21 protein-coding genes are annotated in these 18098 nt (G+C 43.1%); 18 read left to right on the top strand and 3 right to left on the bottom strand.

The annotated features are described in order from the left end of the window. Positions 1-157: 157 nt before the first annotated feature. The 4 genes from HMPREF9378_RS03125 (at position 158) to HMPREF9378_RS03140 (ending at position 1882) form a co-directional block, all read left to right on the top strand. On the top strand, positions 158-571 hold the full coding sequence (locus HMPREF9378_RS03125; RefSeq protein WP_002902267.1) for a YjdF family protein: 414 nt from the start codon (positions 158-160) through the stop codon (positions 569-571). Positions 572-759: 188 nt separating this feature from the next. Further along, entirely contained in the window at positions 760-981 is a 222-nt protein-coding gene (locus tag HMPREF9378_RS03130) for a DUF4649 family protein (protein ID WP_002899027.1), read from the top strand. Positions 982-999: 18 nt separating this feature from the next. Continuing rightward, positions 1000-1314 carry a thioredoxin gene (gene trxA / locus HMPREF9378_RS03135; protein ID WP_002902269.1) on the top strand — a complete coding sequence of 105 codons (315 nt, stop codon included), beginning with the start codon at positions 1000-1002 and terminating at the stop codon, positions 1312-1314. Between the two features lie 157 nt (positions 1315-1471). Next, positions 1472-1882, top strand: coding sequence for a hypothetical protein (locus HMPREF9378_RS03140; protein WP_002902270.1), 411 nt, complete (start codon positions 1472-1474; stop codon positions 1880-1882). Positions 1883-1934: 52 nt separating this feature from the next. Here HMPREF9378_RS03140 and pepF read toward each other — a convergent pair whose 3' ends face one another. Continuing rightward, entirely contained in the window at positions 1935-3731 is a 1797-nt protein-coding gene (gene pepF / locus HMPREF9378_RS03145) for an oligoendopeptidase F (protein ID WP_002902272.1), read from the bottom strand. Between the two features lie 152 nt (positions 3732-3883). Beyond that, on the bottom strand, positions 3884-5365 hold the full coding sequence (locus tag HMPREF9378_RS03150; protein ID WP_002914055.1) for a hypothetical protein: 1482 nt from the start codon (positions 5363-5365) through the stop codon (positions 3884-3886). An 873-nt stretch (positions 5366-6238) separates the two neighbouring features. Between HMPREF9378_RS03150 and pnp the strand changes: the two genes are divergently transcribed. The 9 genes from pnp (at position 6239) to HMPREF9378_RS11855 (ending at position 13684) form a co-directional block, all read left to right on the top strand. Further along, complete coding sequence (gene pnp / locus HMPREF9378_RS03155; RefSeq protein ID WP_002902278.1) at positions 6239-8440, top strand: polyribonucleotide nucleotidyltransferase; 2202 nt, start codon at positions 6239-6241, stop codon at positions 8438-8440. Positions 8441-8531: 91 nt separating this feature from the next. Then, positions 8532-9149 carry a serine O-acetyltransferase gene (cysE, locus tag HMPREF9378_RS03160; protein ID WP_002902281.1) on the top strand — a complete coding sequence of 206 codons (618 nt, stop codon included), beginning with the start codon at positions 8532-8534 and terminating at the stop codon, positions 9147-9149. 30 nt (positions 9150-9179) lie between these two features. Next, the gene (locus tag HMPREF9378_RS03165) at positions 9180-9398 is read left to right on the top strand and encodes a YdeI/OmpD-associated family protein (protein ID WP_002902283.1); all 219 of its coding nucleotides are present in this window, start codon (positions 9180-9182) and stop codon (positions 9396-9398) included. Between the two features lie 13 nt (positions 9399-9411). Then, complete coding sequence (locus HMPREF9378_RS03170) at positions 9412-10176, top strand: nucleoside phosphorylase (RefSeq protein ID WP_002902286.1); 765 nt, start codon at positions 9412-9414, stop codon at positions 10174-10176. Between the two features lie 8 nt (positions 10177-10184). Beyond that, positions 10185-10706 (top strand): dihydrofolate reductase family protein, encoded by a 522-nt coding sequence (locus tag HMPREF9378_RS03175; protein ID WP_000301974.1) that lies wholly within the window; start codon positions 10185-10187, stop codon positions 10704-10706. A gap of 17 nt (positions 10707-10723) precedes the next feature. Further along, positions 10724-12067, top strand: a complete 1344-nt coding sequence (cysS, locus tag HMPREF9378_RS03180) for a cysteine--tRNA ligase (protein ID WP_002914051.1) — start codon at positions 10724-10726, stop codon at positions 12065-12067. Then, positions 12060-12452 carry a Mini-ribonuclease 3 gene (locus tag HMPREF9378_RS03185; protein ID WP_002907988.1) on the top strand — a complete coding sequence of 131 codons (393 nt, stop codon included), beginning with the start codon at positions 12060-12062 and terminating at the stop codon, positions 12450-12452. The genes cysS and HMPREF9378_RS03185 overlap by 8 nt, the downstream gene beginning before the upstream one ends. 19 nt (positions 12453-12471) lie before the next feature. After that, a complete protein-coding gene (locus HMPREF9378_RS03190; protein WP_002899001.1) occupies positions 12472-12903 on the top strand; it encodes a DUF6892 domain-containing protein in 432 nt (143 codons plus the stop codon). 358 nt (positions 12904-13261) lie between these two features. Continuing rightward, positions 13262-13684, top strand: coding sequence for a hypothetical protein (locus HMPREF9378_RS11855; protein ID WP_002907990.1), 423 nt, complete (start codon positions 13262-13264; stop codon positions 13682-13684). A 124-nt stretch (positions 13685-13808) separates the two neighbouring features. On the opposite strand, the gene HMPREF9378_RS03200 is transcribed toward HMPREF9378_RS11855, so the two are convergent. After that, entirely contained in the window at positions 13809-14765 is a 957-nt protein-coding gene (locus HMPREF9378_RS03200) for an aromatic acid exporter family protein (protein WP_032911302.1), read from the bottom strand. A gap of 151 nt (positions 14766-14916) precedes the next feature. Between HMPREF9378_RS03200 and rlmB the strand changes: the two genes are divergently transcribed. From rlmB to rpsI, 5 genes are all read left to right on the top strand, one after another. Then, on the top strand, positions 14917-15645 hold the full coding sequence (gene rlmB / locus HMPREF9378_RS03205) for a 23S rRNA (guanosine(2251)-2'-O)-methyltransferase RlmB (protein WP_002914047.1): 729 nt from the start codon (positions 14917-14919) through the stop codon (positions 15643-15645). After that, positions 15642-16163, top strand: a complete 522-nt coding sequence (locus tag HMPREF9378_RS03210; protein ID WP_002914045.1) for an NYN domain-containing protein — start codon at positions 15642-15644, stop codon at positions 16161-16163. The genes rlmB and HMPREF9378_RS03210 overlap by 4 nt, the downstream gene beginning before the upstream one ends. Then, positions 16153-17016: a DegV family protein gene (locus tag HMPREF9378_RS03215; protein WP_002914043.1), complete on the top strand. Its 864-nt coding sequence runs from the start codon at positions 16153-16155 to the stop codon at positions 17014-17016. The genes HMPREF9378_RS03210 and HMPREF9378_RS03215 overlap by 11 nt, the downstream gene beginning before the upstream one ends. 180 nt (positions 17017-17196) lie before the next feature. After that, positions 17197-17643, top strand: coding sequence for a 50S ribosomal protein L13 (gene rplM, locus HMPREF9378_RS03220; protein WP_002893769.1), 447 nt, complete (start codon positions 17197-17199; stop codon positions 17641-17643). A 19-nt stretch (positions 17644-17662) separates the two neighbouring features. Then, a complete protein-coding gene (gene rpsI, locus HMPREF9378_RS03225; protein ID WP_002902303.1) occupies positions 17663-18055 on the top strand; it encodes a 30S ribosomal protein S9 in 393 nt (130 codons plus the stop codon). Positions 18056-18098 lie beyond the last annotated feature (43 nt).

Raw genomic sequence — 18098 nt, 5'->3', positions numbered from 1 at the left:
GATAGCCTTGAATTTTTTAGAAAATATTGCTAGACTGTAGCTACTAAGATAAAAACACAGTTCTGGTTGGTAGTCCAGACGCAAAAAATCGATTTTTTGTCAGTAACCTTCCTCCTTGGTTGTCCATTCTTAGGGATTTTTTAAAGGAGGTGCTGTCATGGATAAGATTTCAATGACGCTGACAGTTTACTTTGAAGAGGGATTTTGGCACGGTCTTTTCGAGCAGGAACATGCTCAATCTTATAGAGTTTGCCGAGTCACCTTTGGTGCAGAGCCTAGCACGCGGGAATTGTTGGATTTTCTAAACCGTTATTATCATCGGTTGCAATTTAGTCCTAGCATCAGGGTAAAGGAGAAGGCTAAGTCCATCAGTCCCAAACGCTTGCAGAGACAGGCTAAAAAAGAGCAGCTGGCTTCACGTTCTTCAAAGTCTCAGGAAGCGCTGAAGCTGCAATTTGAAGAGCAAAAGAAAATCGCTCGAGTCAAGCGTAAGCAGCAGAAAGAACTGGCTAAGCAAAGGAAATTCGAACTCAAACAGCAAAAACGATTGGAAAAGCACAAGGGGCATTGAGCCTGCTTTTTCTTATTTATATGGGAAAGTCTTCCGATGGGAGGCTTTTTTGTTTGTCAGGCAATCAGTGAGTGGCTTAAAAAGTGAATTGATTTCTCCAAGTCGTTTTATTTGACAGATGTAACAAAAGAGATTACAATATAATCATAAAATAAAAATTACAAGAGTAGTTTTGAAAAGGAGAAGTTATGATTGAAATCACATATTTGGATGCTGTCAAGCAGGAGCGGAAGATGACCTTTGAGTCTTATCAGGAGTTTGAGCAATCCCAGCAAGCCTGCTTGATTGGAGTGGCAGATTATTACCCAGTTAAAAAACTGACTTATAAAGGTCATGATTTGAACTACCAGGGCACTTATGGAGATGTCTTCTTTTTCCTGATGAAGCAGGATTTGACAAAGTTTGACTAAGAATAAAGGAGAAAAATAATGGTAAAAGCAATCACAGATGCAACATTTGAGCAAGAAACAAAAGATGGATTAGTGCTCATTGACTTTTGGGCCACTTGGTGCGGACCTTGTCGGATGCAGGGGCCAATCCTTGACAAGCTCTCAGAGGAACTTTCCGAAGATGAGCTCAAGATTGTTAAGATGGATGTGGACGAAAATCCAGCTACAGCACGCGCTTTTGGCATCATGTCTATCCCGACCTTGCTCTTTAAAAAAGACGGTCAAGTCGTCAAGCAGGTAGCGGGCGTTCATACTGCCCAGCAGATTAAAGCCATTGTGGCGGAGTTGGGATAAAGTAAGATTATGGTTATATAGGCCTGTTTTAAAATGAGATTGCTCTTGTTTGGAGCAGTCTTTTTTATTTCGATTATAACAATAATGAGTCAATTTAAAATTTTTGTTTGAAAATGCATATTTTAAGGTATAATAAGTAGAGGTAAATTTTTTTCCAATGGGTCGCGCTAGAGATCTAGGTTATTTAAAACACGATGGGAATGTGGTGATGATTATTATTGAGTTTTTAAAATATATTTTATTTATCTTTATGATTTTTACACCATTTGTTGCTCCAGCGGTTTTTTGTTTTTTTGTAGGCTGGATGATTCCTAGAGAGCAGATAACGCAAAAAAGAATCATACTAGTATTAGCTTTCTTGATCCCTGTTTTGCTTTTAATTTCGTATTTTGCCCCTCAGATATTAGGCCTAGTGTTTTGGAGTCTAATCTGGTTTTTCATCGGGCTGTTGCGAATGAAGAATTATACTAAATCACAGTACTGGACAAGATGGCTTATATTTATCGCTTGTTTTAGTGCCTATATTTTACTTTATCTCCGCTTTTTTGGGTCGCTTTATTTTTATTAAACTATTTAAAAATCAGCTTGAAGATTTGCTTCAAGCTGATTTTGTTTATTCCTTACTCCCCCAACTCCTCGCTGTAAGCAATAATCTGATCAACTGTGTCTGACAAGAACTGGATGGTGTCGCGGAGTGGTTTGTCTGTCGAAATATCTGCTCCGATAATCATAGCTGACTCAAGCGGAGTCTTGCTGCCGCCAGATTTGAGCAGCTCAAGCCAGTCACGGGCACCATTTTCGTCATTTTTCAGATGTAGGTAGCCAGCGGTAGAGATGACCAAGCCTGCGGAGTAAGTATAGCTGTAGAGTCCCATGTAGTAGTGGGCTTGGCGCATCCAAGTTAAGGCAGCATCGTCGTCGATTTCAACGGCATCTCCCCAGAAGTCCGTCAAGACTTCTTTCATGATAGCGTTGAGTTTGCTTGCGCCGAAGGTTCCGCCTTCTTCAATCAAAGTATAGACCTTGCGTTGGAAAGCAGCTTCCAGCAAGTGAGTAATGAAGTTGTGGAAGTAAGTATCCGTCAGACGGTGAGCCAGGGCAAAGCGTTTCTGGCGAGGATTATCAAATTGGCGCTCCAGATAATCACTGAGCAGAAGCTCATTGAAGGTAGACGGTGCTTCCACATAGTAGGTGGACATGTGGGCGTTGAAGTAGCTTTGGTGATTGTCAGAGAAGATAAACTGACCAGAGTGGCCAATTTCGTGAATCAGAGTATAGACATCGCTCATGCGACCAGTCCAGCTCATGAGGACATAAGGGTGAACCCGATAAGGATCCGCAGCATAGCCTCCAGAATCCTTTCCAGCATTGGCCGCAAAGTCGACCCAGCGTTCTTCCTTATAGCGGGCAACTTCTTGACAATACTCTTGTCCGAGCGGCTCGACTGATTTCATGACGAGATCGTAAGCATCATCAATGCTGACTTCGGGATTGAGCTCGCTGTCCAAGTCCAGCTTCCAGTCGGCAAAGGTCATTTTTTCAAGTCCGTTTACCTTAGCGACATGCTTGAGGTATTTCTGAGCTACTGGGGCAAATTCGTTCATAATCAAGTCAATCTGCCGGTCAAACATAGAGCGATCAACTTCTTGCTCAGCTAGCAAGTAGTCAAAGACAGAGTCATAGCCCTTCATGTCAGCTAGTAATTTTTCAGACTTGACCTGAGCCAGATAGGCAGCAGCGGCAGTTTTTTGGTGCTGACGAAGGCCTTCAGAGAAAGAGCGGAAAGCTTTTTCGCGGATTTCTGCATTTTCATGGTTTTGGTAAAAATTCTCATAGGTGACAAAGCTGTTTTTGTAAACTTTGCCGTCTACTTCAAAGTCAGCCATGGCAAAGTCGCCAGCTCGCATCTTGGTGTAAATATCCTGTGGACTGTAAAATACCTCACCTAGATTGGTCAAGGCTTTTTCGACATCAGCTCCCAGATAGTGGGCTTTTTTGATTTTAGCTTGGCGAATGGCTGAGGTCAAATGGGGCTCTTGCCCTAGTTTTTCTAAGACAGCTTCATCTGCGCCGACTAGGGCGTCGTCAAAGAAGCTGAGTGCGACATTGGCCTCGGTCTCAAATTCCATAGCTGCTTGGGCAATCTGCGCAAAGCTCTCGTCACCAAAGTCAGTGGTCTGTGGCATAAAACCGTAGTTGCCAATGTGGCTGATTTGGATATAAATCTGCTCTAGCTCAGCAAAAGCCCGCTCAAAATCTTCGAAAGTGCTGAGCTTGCCTTGGTAATCACGGACGAATTTCTGGATGTCCTCTCTGGCCTTTTCGATGGCCCGCAAGAAGTCCTCCTGGTCTTGGTAAAGGGCCGTTAGGTCCCAGAGTTCATTTTCTGGAAATTCAGAACGATGTTTTTGTTCCATAGTTTACTCCTTTTGTCGTATATAGAAATAGTATAGCAAAAAATCCCTCAAAATGTCTTTCTGAGAATTGATTTGAAATAAAAAAGAATGTTGATTTATCAACATTCTTTTAATATATTTTTTTAGAAAGATGTTAACTTTTGTATGTTTAGCTACCAATTACTCATCTCAATGTAATATATATTTTTTTGAAGACGATTTAATTCCTGTTCATCACCAATTATTTTTATACAATCGAAATAACTATTTATATAATTATAAGAATCATAGTATTCTGAAAAACATAAATATTTACTAGCTTGCTCATATTCTTTTTTTTCTTTTAACTCTGTACCATACAAAACTAAAAATTCAATTGGATGGATTATCTGGTCATCAAATAAGATCTCATTGTGCACATTATCTTCAATAAAATTAACTATAGTAAGTTCTTTATTTTCTTTTTTCTGTAATTTATATTCAATTGCTAATAATAACAATTGATAGCCTTTATATTCTCTTTGAGCTTTAACTAGTAATAATAATTTATTAAAACTATCTTTCATTCCAAGCTTAGCTCTTATTATTAACTGTCCATATAATTTTTGGTCATCAATATCAGTTATCACAGAAGTTAAAAACTCATCTGGTAAAAATTTCTGTTTTAGAATATCTATTGAACTGTCAAAGTAAAGAAAATAATTAATTTCATCATTTTGTACAAGTGTCTCAATTTCCTTAAATAGACTAAAGAATCTATCAACTGCAAAGTATATCGCAATTGATACCGTAACTAAACTTATCATCTCATCAGTTGTATTGTTAGAAACTATTACAGTTATAAAAACTAAAAAGTAAATAGCTCCTTTTAACAAAATTTCTAAACGTGGATTCTTAGTTTGCAATTGTAAACTAAATCTTATCATTAAAACTATTACTAACAAGACAGCAACTTCCAAAGGAATTTCAAACCATATAGAAATAATTTTAGAAATCATAAGCCAAGAAAAGATCCAAAGGAAAATTTTGAGCGCCCTAGTACTTTGTTCTGATTTTACTTTTTTCTCAAGATTTAAAGTTGGTGTTAAAAATAGAAGACAAATACTAAGTAGTCTAAACAAATTACCCTTTCCAAATTGTATTGATGAAGCTAGTATAAGCATCAATATAACTGACAAAGTAAACTGATACTCTCCAAATGTCATAATTGCTACGAGAATTGATGAAATCACTTTAATAACCTCATTAATAAATTTTTCTCGGGAAAAGATCACAAAAATAAAAAATAGTAGAATTCCGCAAGGGATAAATCTGGTTAATAATAAACCTAAATCACTTAATATACCTGAAAAATTTAGCTGAAAAACAACAGTAGGTTTCCAATAAATAAGTTCATCAACTTTACCAAGTTGGAAATCCAAAAATGAATTAATAGTGAACATTAACGAAAGTAAGTGAGAAATCGACAATCGATAAATTTCATCAATTCCGCTATTCCAAATAAATTTCATTGTTCCTATGAAATAAGCAAAAAAATTTATTAGTAGCAAGGTCGACAATAAATCTTGTTTTATGACACTACCATCACTTAGTCTAAGGACTCTATTCCTGATTAGTTGAAACCAATTTTTATCTTCAAACATTTTAAAATTCATCTTTTCCACCTCTAATTTAATTTTTGCCAGTCCTCACTTATTTTATAATTAGACAGTTCCCATGAAGTATCAATATCTATTTTTTATATTTATCATTTTGAGTAAGTCCTTCATATAGCTGGGCTTTTTTATATTGTCTTTTAACATTTTAAAATTCCTTTCGCTTTTCTATTGACTCATAACCAAAAAGCTTATATAAAAACAAAGCATACAAAATAGGTAATACTAGTTAACTTATGAATATACAACCCCACAAAAAAAGCCCTTCAAAACGTTCTGAGGCTTTCGTTTAAAACCAATATAATTATACCAAAATGGTAATATGAAGTCCATGTGAATCAAAATTTGAATAATCTGTAACCGGAGTCCTATTAGGGCTCTTTTTTATTATACGACTCTAAGTTCGTCTTGGTCCGTTAGGTTTCAAAAGACTCGTTTTTATGCTGTTAGCCGAGAAACAATTGATTAGCTTTAATCTTTGTGGAGAACTATAACTGGCTCTAAAATCTAAAAATAAGTAGATTTAAGATATTCATTTAAAAAGGCTGTCAAAGCCTTTTTCTTTTGTCTGAAATTGTGGTAAAATAAGGTCTATACGTGCTTGATACAAAGATGAGGATATAATAAGCTACTAAGACCATGAAATTAAAGTCACAGTGCTAACTGAACACGTCCTATAGGTTGCTTAAGGGCTTAATATCTTGATGAACTGAATACGACCTAAAAGCTGTGTAAAAAAGATAAACTGTCTTGTCTTCATCGAAGACTTCATCAGTTTCCAATTTTTACTTTGCTTTTGACGGGCTTAATATCTTGATCTTTGTAGCCAAGGCGTATGAAAAAATTTGAGCATGTGCTCGGCAAGGAGTCTTTATGACAAAACAAGTTTTTAAAACCGTTTTTGCAGGCCGTGAGCTGGTAGTTGAAACTGGTCAGGTTGCAAAACAGGCAAATGGCAGCGCCGTTGTTCGATATGGAGAAAGTACCGTTTTAACTGCGGCAACCATGTCCAAAAAGATGGCTACTGGTGACTTTTTCCCATTGCAGGTCAACTATGAGGAAAAAATGTATGCAGCTGGGAAATATCCTGGTGGCTTTAACAAGCGCGAAGGTCGTCCATCAACGGATGCGACTTTGACCGCTCGCTTGATTGACCGTCCGATTCGCCCTATGTTTGCAGAAGGTTTCCGCAATGAAGTTCAGGTTATCAATACTGTTCTTTCTTATGATGAAGATGCTTCGCCTCAAATGGCTGCTATGTTCGGTAGCTCTCTGGCTCTTTCTATCTCAGATATTCCTTTTAACGGCCCTATCGCAGGAGTTCAAGTCGGCTATGTAGATGGTGAATTTATCATCAACCCTAGCAAGGAACAAAAAGAAGTTTCGCTTTTGGAACTGACAGTGGCTGGTACCAAAGAGGCTATCAACATGGTAGAATCTGGAGCCAAGGAGCTGTCTGAAGATGTCATGCTGGAAGCTCTTCTCAAAGGGCACGAAGCGGTAAAAGAATTGATTGCCTTCCAAGAAGAAATCGTAGCGACAGTCGGCAAGGAAAAAGCAGAAGTAGAATTGCTGCATGTTGATGAAGAGCTGCAGGCAGAGATTATCGCAGTTTATAACAGCGATTTGCAAAAGGCTGTTCAGGTAGAAGAAAAGCTGGCGCGTGAAGCCGCAACTCAGGCTGTCAAAGACCAAGTCACAGCGGTTTATGAAGAGAAATACGCAGACCACGAAGAATTCGACCGTATCATGCGTGATGTGGCTGAAATCTTGGAGCAAATGGAGCACGCGGAAGTGCGCCGTTTGATTACCGAAGATAAGATCCGTCCTGACGGCCGTAAGGTTGATGAAATCCGTCCGCTGGATGCGGAAGTGGATTACCTGCCGCGCGTGCATGGCTCTGGTCTCTTTACTCGCGGGCAAACCCAAGCCTTGTCTGTTCTGACTTTGGCACCAATGGGCGAAACGCAAATTGTTGACGGCTTGGATCCAGAATACAAGAAACGCTTCATGCACCACTATAATTTCCCGCAATACTCTGTCGGTGAGACAGGCCGTTATGGGGCTCCTGGCCGTCGTGAAATTGGACACGGTGCTCTTGGGGAACGTGCCTTGGAGCAAGTCTTGCCTAGTCTGGAAGAGTTTCCGTACGCAATTCGTCTGGTAGCAGAAGTCTTGGAATCAAACGGTTCTTCCTCACAAGCATCTATCTGTGCGGGTACTCTGGCCTTGATGGCCGGCGGTGTGCCGATCAAGGCACCGGTTGCCGGAATTGCTATGGGCTTGATTTCAGATGGCAGCAACTACACAGTTCTGACCGATATTCAAGGTTTGGAAGACCATTTTGGTGATATGGACTTTAAGGTAGCTGGTACTCGCGAAGGGATTACCGCCCTGCAAATGGATATCAAGATTGAAGGAATTACAGCAGAGATCTTGACAGAAGCTCTGGCTCAGGCTAAGAAAGCCCGCTTTGAAATCCTAGATTTGATTGAAGCGACGATTCCTGCTCCACGTCCAGAGTTGGCTCCAACTGCTCCGAAAATCGACACCATCAAGATTGATGTGGACAAGATTAAGATTGTCATCGGTAAGGGTGGGGAAACCATCGACAAGATTATCGCTGAGACCGGTGTTAAGATTGATATTAATGAAGAGGGTAATGTATCCATCTACTCCAGCGATCAAGACGCCATCAATCGTGCTAAGGAAATCATTGCTGGTCTAGTCCGCGAAGCAAAAGTGGATGAAGTATACCATGCCAAGGTTGTTCGAATTGAGAAATTCGGTGCCTTTGTCAATCTCTTTGACAAGACGGATGCACTGGTTCACATCTCAGAGCTGGCTTGGACTCGGACCAACAACGTCGAAGATGTCGTACAAATCGGTGATGAAGTGGATGTCAAGGTGATCAAGATTGATGCCAAAGGTCGGGTAGATGCTTCCATGAAAGTATTGCTGCCGCGTCCGCCAAAGTCTGATAAGCCAAAACATCATCATGACAAGGGACATCATCCGCACAAGGAGCACAAAGGTCACAAAGACCATCAAGAAAGCCCTAAAACAGAAGAATAAGAGGTCGCTCATCCCTGTAGACCTCATCAGAAATCGGCAGAGGCGAGCCTAGTTCTCGTCTCTCCTTGTTTAGAGAAGGAAGGAGGCTAGCATGGGTTGGTGGAAGGAATCCATTGATATCGTAAAGGAAAATGACCCGGCGGCACGAACGTCGTTAGAAGTCTTGCTAACCTATCCAGGCATCAAAGCTTTGGCGGCCCACCGCCTCTCGCATTTTTTGTGGCAGCACGGCTTCAAGCTGCTGGCGCGCATGCACAGTCAATTCTGGCGTTTCTGGACCCAGATTGAGATTCATCCCGGCGCTCAGATTGAGTCAGGTGTCTTCATCGACCATGGCAGTGGCCTAGTGATTGGTGAGACAGCCATTGTGGAGAAGGGGGCCATGCTTTACCACGGCGTGACCCTAGGCGGTACGGGCAAGGATACAGGCAAACGCCACCCGACCGTCCGTCGGGGTGCCTTAGTCTCTGCCCATGCTCAAGTCATTGGACCAATTGAGATTGGTGAAAAAGCCAAGGTCGGAGCCGGTGCAGTTGTAGTGGCTGATGTTCCAAGTGATGTGACAGTTGTTGGTGTACCGGCCAAGATTGTCCGTGTTCACGGTGAGAAAGACGAGCCAACCATTCACGAGGTAGAGGAGAAACGGGAATACTATCTAGACAAGCTAGAGCATGCCCGCGAAGCCAGCCACCATTCGTCAAGTCTGTAGAAAAAGTTGGCAAAGTTATCTAAGTAAAATATGACAGGAGGAACCGACATGTCAGATTTATCAGATGCTATTTTGAACCAGGTAGTCCTTGAACTGAAAGAAGGTTTGGACGGTCTTGCCAAGGATCGTTTTACAAAATTGCCGCCTAGCCACCAGCGCGAATGGGCTCGCTATATCAGTGAAGCTAAAAAAGATGAGACCAAACTGCGCCGCATAGAAAAGATGAAGGTGGATTTGCTGCAGCCTTAAAGAAAGAGAAGTTATGCTATTAGAGGAATTTGAAGATGTGGCAGCAGTCATTGAGCCAAATGAAAAGCCAGTCCATGACAAGGGTGAGGTATGCGAAACCATCATCCTGTCCTTTAATGGCGAAATTCTGAAACGTTTGGTTGAGTCAGAGGAAGTCTATCCAGGAGGCTATTTGAAAAGCATAAACGGCCAGCATCCATGGTATATTTATGGCCAAGGACCTAGCAAGCTGGCAGTTATGTTGGCTCCGATTGGGGCTCCCATGATAGTCGGCCAGCTGGAGGAGTTGGCGGCCAGAGGCTTCAAGAATTTCATCATTCTAGGTTCCTGTGGCGTTTTGGACCGCTCAATTGAGGCGGATAAGATTATCCTGCCTGCAGCTGCATTGCGAGATGAAGGAACTAGCTATCACTATGCCCCACCGGGTGACGAAGTAGCCTATGACGAGTCACTGCTGATCGAGCTGGAAGCCATCTTTGACAAGCACAATATCGAGCATATCCGCACCAAGTCTTGGACGACTGATGCCTTTTATCGAGAAACGCCTGATAAGGTCAAGCGTCGCTTGGCTGCTGGAGCCAAAGTGGTGGACATGGAAGCTTCAGCTATCATGGCTTGGAGTCAATTTCGCAAGAGTAAAGTCTATCAGTTCTTCTACACAGCTGACTATGTGGATCATCATAACCGAACCTGGGATGCCCGTCATGAAGAGCGGACAGCTGATGCCATGACTTTTTTCACTATCGCTTTGACAATAGCAAAGGAACTAGAAAGGTAACTACAAGAATGGCAGTATATTTTTACGGCTGTATCACCATGGATGGCTACTTGGCAGACAGTCAGCACAGGATAGACTGGCTGCATCAGCTTGGTTCTGTAGAGGATACAGGCTATGATGACTTTTACAGGCAAATGGATATCACCATCATGGGCAAGCGGACCTTTGAGGAAATCCAAGATTTGCAAGATGTAGAAAGTTTTTATCAAGCTACGGAAAACTATGTCTTTACGCATGATAGGCACCTGCCTGTCAGCAATTACCAGCCAGTAGCTGGGGATGTGGTGGACTTTGTTCACCAGATTGACAAAGGCAAAAATGTCTTTGTGATTGGTGGTAATTCCTTGGTAGGACCGCTCTTGGATGCGGATCTTTTCGACCACCTCATTATTCAGATAGCGCCCCTTATCCTGGGAAAGGGGGTTCCCCTCTTTACCCAAGAGGAAGGGCAGCGCTTTTACCAACTGGATAGCCTCAGACAATTTGGCCCTTTTGCAGAGCTGGTTTTCAGCCGAAAAAGTCAGAAATAGAGAAGGGAGTGGACCGCATGATTAAAATTTACGACACCATGACCCGCAGCCTACGTGAATTTGTGCCCATTGAAGAGGGCAAGGTTCGCATGTATGTCTGCGGTCCGACGGTTTATAACTATATCCATGTCGGCAATGCCCGCTCAACAGTAGCTTTTGACACGGTTCGCCGCTATTTTGAGTATCGGGGATTTGAGGTCAATTATATTTCCAATTTTACAGATGTAGATGATAAGATTATCAATCGCGCCAAGGAAGAAGGCATCACACCAAAAGAAGTGGCTGACAAGTATATCGCTGCTTTTCGTGAGGATGTGACGACCTTAGGTGTCAAGCCGGCTACTCAGCATCCGCGCGTGATTGACTTTATGGAGGCAATCATTGACTTCGTGCGGACTTTGGTGGACAAAGGCTACGCCTATGAGTCAGAGGGCGATGTCTACTTCCGCGTGGAAAAGTCTCACGATTATGCCAAATTAGCCAACAAAACTTTGGCAGACTTGGAGTTGGGTGCTTCTGGTCGGACAAATGAGGAGACCGCCCGCAAGGAAAATCCAGTAGATTTTGCTCTCTGGAAGGCAGCTAAGCCGGGTGAGATTTCCTGGGACAGTCCTTGGGGAGCAGGTCGTCCGGGCTGGCACATCGAGTGCTCGGTCATGTCGACGGAGATTTTGGGTGATACAATTGATATCCACGGTGGCGGGGCAGACCTAGAGTTTCCTCACCATACCAATGAAATCGCCCAGTCAGAGGCCAAGACTGGTCAGACTTTTGCCAACTACTGGATGCACAATGGCTTTGTCAACATTGATGACGTCAAGATGTCTAAATCTCTAGGCAATTTCATCACTGTTCACGATGCCCTCAAGACCATTGATGGTCAGGTGCTGCGTTTCTTCTTTGCTACTCAGCATTATCGCAAGCCGATTAATTTCACGGAAAAAGCTGTTCATGATGCAGCGACTAATCTCAAATATTTGAAGAACACCTATGAGCAGCCTTTCACTGGTCAGGCAGACTCTAATCAGCTTCAGGCCTTTCTGGACAAGTTCACCGCCGCCATGGACGAAGATTTCAATGCGGCCAACGGTATCACGGTTGTCTTCGAGCTGGCCAAGTGGATCAACTCTGGCAACTACACAGCTCAAGTCAAGGCAGCCTTTGCCAAGCTCTTAGAAGTTTTTGGTATCGTCTTTGTAGAAGAAGTTTTGGACGCGGACATTGAGCGCTTGATTGAGGAACGCCAGGTGGCGCGTGCTAATCGGGACTTTGCGACTGCAGACCGTATTCGAGATGAATTGGCCGCTCAGGGCATCAAGCTTTTGGATACTAAGGACGGAGTGAGGTGGACCCGTGACTGATGTCAACCTGATTAACGGTATTGCCCTCGCCTTTGAGGGAGATGCTGTCTACTCCATGTATATCCGGCGGCACCTGATTTTTCAGGGGCTGACCAAGCCTAATCAGCTGCACAGGGAAGCGACCAAGTACGTTTCTGCCAAGGCTCAGGCTAATCTCATCTCTCTCATGCTGGAAGAAGGATTTCTGACGGAGAAGGAAGAGGATATTTACAAGCGCGGCCGCAATGCCAACAGCCACACCAAGGCTAAGAATACAGATATCGTCACCTATCGGATGTCTACCGGCTTTGAGGCAGTCATGGGCTACCTGCATATGACCGAAGCCATTGAGCGACTGGAAGAGCTGATTGACTGGTGTATTCGGAAGATAGAGGGTTCGTTCTGATTATGAAAGGAACCAATTTATGAGTGATTTCTTACAATTTGACAATTTTAATTTCAAGTTGGCTATTATTCAGGAGTTGATGTATGAACAAAACGTGCTTGAGCCACGATTTAACGTTTACAGTTTTTGTGAATCTGAGAAATTATCTGTAGATCCAGAAGACTTCGATGAGACACCAATTCCTGAAGTAGAGACTTATTTTAAACAGTTGGAAATACCTAAAGAGTATGCGCAGAATGTGGAAAGCCTCTTCTTTGATGGAGGTAATGATATCTATGCGCAATTAATCCCTTTATGGGATGGTGAAGATGATCAATTTGATTTGGAAAATGTGAGTGAAAAAGAGCTATCACAGTTTTCGAATTTAAAAACCATAGACGGAACAATCTTTCCATTTTCTAAAGAAGTACGTGATTTATTTGAATCCAAAGGAATTGATATCGAAGAGTAATATTTAGTAATAACGCTCTTATGTTTTATGAAAAAGCGATAGATAAACCTAAGATACAGTAAAATAATGTATCTAAATTGAATAAAGGAATCTTATGAAAAAATTTATATTGTTTGCAGTATGCTTGTTTAGTCTGATGACACTTAGCGCCTGCATGTTTGTCCCTCTTTTCAGACGAAGTGGCAATACTTCGTCCTCATCTAGCTCTAGCTACTCTAGAAAACAGAGTTCATCTTCGAAAAAAGAATACTCTGATGACGACTATGACTATAGCTCATCTAGTTCGTCTTCTGCAATTGAAGATGATCCATATACTCTCTTTAATGATTTTGGTCAATCTTTGGATGCCCTTACTGATATGCAAGATATTGATAAGTGGGAAGAATTTAAATCAATCAATCTCATTTATTTTGAAGAGGAGTCTGATCGGGTTGCTACTAAAAAGGATGAAGTACGTGCTAAGCTGGGTCAGCCAACTTCAGAGCTAAGTAGTGGAGGTGACCTGTGGAAGTCGGATAATTATACTATCCTTATTGCTTATGATGAAAATTCTGTTGTCATGAATAAGCTGATTACATTCACTTCTTCCAAGCAGGTGGAAAGTTTAAGCGGTATTTCTAAAGGGATGTCAGCCCAAGACGTTGTCAAAAAACTAGGTAAACCACGAGGACTGGATGTGACAGGTATGTTTACTCGCTTCGTTTGGGCGGACGAGGATGATAAGGACTATTACGTCTATTTTAAGGGAAACAAGGTTTATGATACTAAGGAACCAAATTAAAAAGACATCAGCTATATAGGTGATGTCATAAAATCCAAACAAATTATTTTAATTTAGAGATAAAGATGATCAAAGGTCTTTATCTCTTTTTTAGTTTTAGTACTTTATTTACCAAACAAAGCCGCTAGTCTTCTTTATAATTTTCGTAAAATTCTACCTTAATTCTAATAAAGGTTTCCAAGTCTCGCAGGAGCTGCAGGAGCATAGCGCGGGTTTCAAATTCCTGGCGGGTCTTAGGGAGTGGCCGCTCGCGAAATACGGTCAAATAGTTGTCAATCTCGTCCAAAAGGTCTCGGGCGGGATTTTCTTGGCTTAGTTGCTTAGCGGTCTGAGAGAAGAGGCGGGCTAAAATCAAGCTTTCACTGGCTGCTAGATGGCAGTTGTTGATATTGCTAGCCATGTCTTGCAGGATGCGGTTTTGGGCCTGCCGCATTTCAAAATAGTGGATATGGTAGTTGGTCTGGTGAAAGAGGTGGTTGGAGTAATCCAGATAGACCAGCTCCAAGGCTTGCTGTAAAATCTTGTCCAGCTCCTTGATCAGAGCTGCATCATTTCGACCGTCTCCAGCTTTTAAGAAATATTCAAAGCGCAGAAGAATCTTTTTCAGCTGTTCCTCCACTTGCTTGTGGTAGCTGTCAATCTCTTGCTGACGCGAGGGCATATAGAGATTGGCTAGGAGGGCAAAGCCAGTTCCAATGAGAAATAGAGCTAGCTCATTGCCAAGCAGAGACCAGGAGGTGGATTTTTCTAAGAGCAGATGGGTGACCAGGACGGTGCTGGGTGTGATGCCGATTTCCCAGCCAAGCCGAAAGGCCAGAGGCACATAGATCGCGATATAGATGGCCAATGCTCCGAGATGAAAACCTAGAAAGTGAAAGGCTAGGCTTCCGATAGCCAGAGCCAGCAGGGTAGATAAAAAGCGATTGCCGGCTAGCTTTGCTGTGCTGCGGCGGGTATCGGTCACGCTGAGGATGGCAATAATTCCGGCTGAAGTTGAGTAGGCCAGACCTAAAAAGTCAGCCAGCCAAGCAGCTAGACAGGTAGCTAGTACTAGCTTGATGGTGCGTTGGAGGAGAGACATGAGTAAGAGTTCCTTTTTTAGACTTCTTTCTATTATAGCACGACTAGCGGGGAATCTTAGGGCCTGCTGATTGCTTTTTATCAGAGCAGAATTCTGTCTCGCCCGAGTAAATCCTGCCGCCATTTTTTCGCCTTTGTGTTATACTAGTCCTATGGAAAAAAACGATATTGTCTACGGTGTGCATGCGGTGACAGAGGCTCTCGCAGCTAACACTGGAAATAAACTCTACATTCAAGACGACCTGCGTGGTAAAAAGGTCGATAAAATCAAAGATTTAGCAGCGGAAAAGAAGGTTTCTATCTCCTGGACACCTAAGAAGACCTTGCAGGAGATGACTGATGGAGCTGTTCACCAGGGCTTTGTTCTGCGGGTGGCTGAGTTCGCCTATACTGACTTCGAGGTGCTGTTGAAAAAAGCAGAGCAGGAAGACAATCCGCTCTTATTGATTTTGGACGGACTGACTGATCCGCATAATCTAGGCTCTATCTTGCGGACGGCTGACGCGACAAACGTGGCAGGAGTCATCATTCCCAAACACCGGGCAGTCGGTGTGACACCAGTCGTGGCCAAGACTTCAACGGGTGCTATTGAGCACATTCCCATTGCCCGTGTGACCAATCTCAGCCAGACCTTGGATAAGCTCAAGGAAGCTGGTTTCTGGATTTTCGGTACAGATATGCAGGGGACGCCTTCTCATAAGTGGAATACAGCAGGCAAGCTAGCCCTCATCATTGGTAACGAAGGTAAGGGGATTTCAAGCAATATTAAAAAGCAGGTGGATGAGATGATTTCCATTCCCATGAATGGCCATGTCCAGAGCCTCAATGCCAGTGTCGCAGCGGCTATTCTCATGTATGAAGTCTTTCGCAATCGCCTATGAAAAGAAAAATCTTACTGGTGGACGGCTACAATATGACGGCCTTTTGGCGGGAGACTCGTCCTTACTTTAACCGCGGAGAGCTAGATGCAGCGCGAACAATTCTGCTTCAGAAGCTCAGTAATTATGCCAGTTTTGAAGGACTGGAAGTTATCTGCGTCTTTGATGCCCAGTATATGCCGGGAGTTCGGCAGACCTATGAGGAGTTTAATGTAACGGTCGTTTTCACTGAGGAGGAGGAAACGGCGGATGACTATATCGAGCGCTTAGCAGCTAAGCTCAATACACCCAAAAATCAGGTGTCGGTTGCGACCAGCGATCTCAATGAGCAGTGGACTGTCTTTGCCCAAGGGGCTTTGAGAGTGTCCGCTAGAGAGCTAGAGAAGCGAGTGGCTGTTACCAAATCAGACCTCAATCAACTGAGCGGGCAAATCAACCTGCAAAGACCACCCTTGCGACCGATGGACAGCCAATCTTTGCGCGATTTACAAAAAATGATGGAGAAAAAAGATGACCTTTAAAATTTTAACCGATTCAACAGCAGACTTGCCAGAAAACTGGACTCAGGAAAATGATGTGCAGGTCCTAGGCCTGACCATTCAGCTAGATGGAGAAACCCATGAGACAGTAGGTGCAGGCAAACTGACTAGCCAAGAACTTCTGGATAAGATGGAGTCCGGCAGTAAGCCAACTACTAGTCAGATCAATGTCGGCCAGTTTGAAGATGTTTTTCGAAGCTATGCCAAGGAAGGGACGCCGGTTCTCTATGTAGCCTTTGCTTCAGCCCTATCGGGTACTTATCAGAGTGCAGTCATGGCACGGGAGATAGTCTTGGAAGATTTTCCAGGTGCACTGATTCGTATCATTGATACCAAAGCGGCTTCTATGGGGGAAGGACTTTTAGTCATGAAGGCGGCAGAAGCTAGAGCGACAGGCCAGACCTTGGAGCAGACAGCGGACTTGATTGAGAGTTTGGTGCCTAAGGTCAAGACATATTTTCTGGTTGATGACCTCAATCACCTCATGCGGGGCGGTCGGATTTCCAAAACTGCTGCGCTTATGGGGACCTTAGTCAATATCAAGCCGATTATCGCTGTCAAGGGAGATGGGACTCTGGACTCGGTCGCTAAGGTTCGCGGCAAGAAGAAGGCACAGGCTGAAGTTGTCCACATGACTCTGGAGGGAGTTGCTGACCCGCGGGTGGTCATCGCCTATGCAGGTGCAAAAGAGATTGCCGAGAGTTTAAAAGTCCAGCTGCTGGAAAGCGACCAAGTGGAGGAAGTTCTCCTTATGCCTCTGGGACCTGTCATTTCTACCCATACTGGTCCTGGAACTTTGGGACTCTTTAGTATTGCCCAAGACATTCAAGACTAAGAAAACATGAAATCGCTATTTCATAAATAATTGCTTCAAATCTATTGCTTTTGCCTACTATTTTTGATATGATAGTAGGCGGTATTGTTTACCCCATTTGTAAGGCCCCGGAACCTTTCAAATAACTCGCGGACTGGAACATCCGCCCTGTAAACAAAAACGATATTCATAGGAGAAATCATGAACAAAACAACATACATGGCTAAGCCAGGTGAAGTTGAACGCAAATGGTATGTAGTGGACGCTACTGATGTCCCTCTTGGACGCCTTTCTGCTGTTGTAGCAAGCGTACTTCGCGGAAAAAACAAACCAACCTTTACACCTCACACTGATACAGGTGACTTCGTAATCGTTATCAACGCTGAAAAAGTAAAATTGACTGGTAAAAAAGCGACTGATAAGATCTATTACACTCACTCTATGTACCCAGGTGGATTGAAACAAATCTCAGCAGGTGAGCTTCGCTCTAAGAACGCTGTTCGTTTGATCGAAAAATCTGTTAAAGGTATGCTTCCGCACAATACTCTTGGCCGCGCTCAAGGTATGAAGCTGAAAGTATTTGTAGGCGCTGAGCACACTCACGCTGCACAACAACCAGAAGTTCTTGATATTTCAGGACTTATCTAAGGAAAGGAACAAATAAGCTATGTCACAAGCACAATATGCAGGTACTGGACGTCGTAAAAACGCTGTTGCACGCGTTCGCCTTGTTCCAGGAACTGGTAAAATCACTGTAAACAAAAAAGATGTTGAAGAGTACATCCCACACGCTGATCTTCGTTTGGTTATCAACCAACCATTCGCAGTTACTTCAACTGTTGGTCAATACGACGTTTTCGTAAACGTTGATGGTGGTGGCTACGCTGGTCAATCAGGCGCTATCCGTCACGGTATCGCTCGTGCCCTTCTTCAAGTAGACCCTGACTTCCGCGATTCATTGAAACGCGCAGGCCTTCTTACTCGTGATGCCCGCATGGTAGAACGTAAGAAACCAGGTCTTAAGAAAGCTCGTAAAGCATCACAATTCTCAAAACGTTAATCAATACGATTATATCAACGTTTCAAAGCACTTTGCAAAAATT

The organism is Streptococcus sanguinis SK1 = NCTC 7863, from assembly GCF_000194945.1.
Classification (GTDB): Bacteria; Bacillota; Bacilli; order Lactobacillales; family Streptococcaceae; genus Streptococcus; species Streptococcus sanguinis.
This window is presented reverse-complemented; position numbering and strand designations above follow the sequence as displayed.